This window comes from Pseudomonas sp. BCRC 81390, assembly GCF_030341915.1.
Classification (GTDB): domain Bacteria; phylum Pseudomonadota; class Gammaproteobacteria; order Pseudomonadales; family Pseudomonadaceae; genus Aquipseudomonas.
Genome location: NZ_JATAAG010000041.1, coordinates 1 through 959, shown reverse-complemented (window position 1 = coordinate 959; position 959 = coordinate 1). Strand labels below are relative to the sequence as shown.

Annotated in this window: 1 protein-coding gene; it reads left to right on the top strand. The window is 63.9% G+C overall.

The features are described from left to right. Nucleotides 1-959: aldehyde dehydrogenase family protein (locus tag QSV36_RS14265; protein WP_289132545.1), on the top strand; the 959-nt coding region annotated here is incomplete at both ends.

Here is a 959-nt window from a genome sequence, read left to right as displayed (position 1 = left end):
TCCGGTGAAACCTTCGAGTGCCTGAGCCCGGTCGACGGACGCTTCCTGGCCAAGGTTGCCAGCTGCGACCTGGCCGACGCCAACCGCGCTGTGGAAAACGCCCGTGCCACCTTCAACTCCGGCGTGTGGTCGCAACTGGCCCCGGCCAAGCGCAAGGCCAAGCTGATCCGCTTCGCCGACCTGCTGCGCAAGAACGTCGAAGAACTGGCGCTGCTGGAAACCCTGGACATGGGCAAGCCGATCGGTGACTCCTCCAGCATCGACATCCCGGGCGCTGCCAATGCCATCCATTGGACCGCCGAAGCCATCGACAAGGTCTACGACGAAGTCGCCCCGACCCCGCATGACCAGCTTGGCCTGGTCACCCGCGAGCCAGTGGGCGTGGTCGGTGCCATCGTACCGTGGAACTTCCCGCTGCTGATGGCCTGCTGGAAACTTGGCCCGGCCCTGGCCACCGGTAACTCGGTGGTGCTCAAGCCGTCCGAGAAATCGCCGCTGACCGCCATCCGCATCGCCCAACTGGCCATCGATGCCGGTATCCCGGCTGGCGTACTGAACGTGCTGCCAGGCTACGGTCACACCGTGGGCAAGGCCCTGGCCTTGCACATGGATGTCGATACCCTGGTGTTCACCGGCTCGACCAAGATTGCCAAGCAACTGATGGTCTATGCCGGCGAATCGAACATGAAGCGCATCTGGCTGGAGGCGGGTGGCAAGAGCCCGAACATCGTCTTCGCCGACGCCCCGGACCTGCAAGCCGCTGCCGAAGCCGCAGCCAGTGCCATCGCCTTCAACCAGGGTGAAGTGTGCACCGCAGGTTCGCGCCTGCTGGTCGAACGTTCGATCAAGGACAAGTTCCTGCCCATGGTGGTCGAGGCCCTGAAAGGCTGGAAACCGGGTAACCCGCTGGATCCACAGACCACTGTCGGTGCCCTGGTCGATACCCAGCAGATGAACAC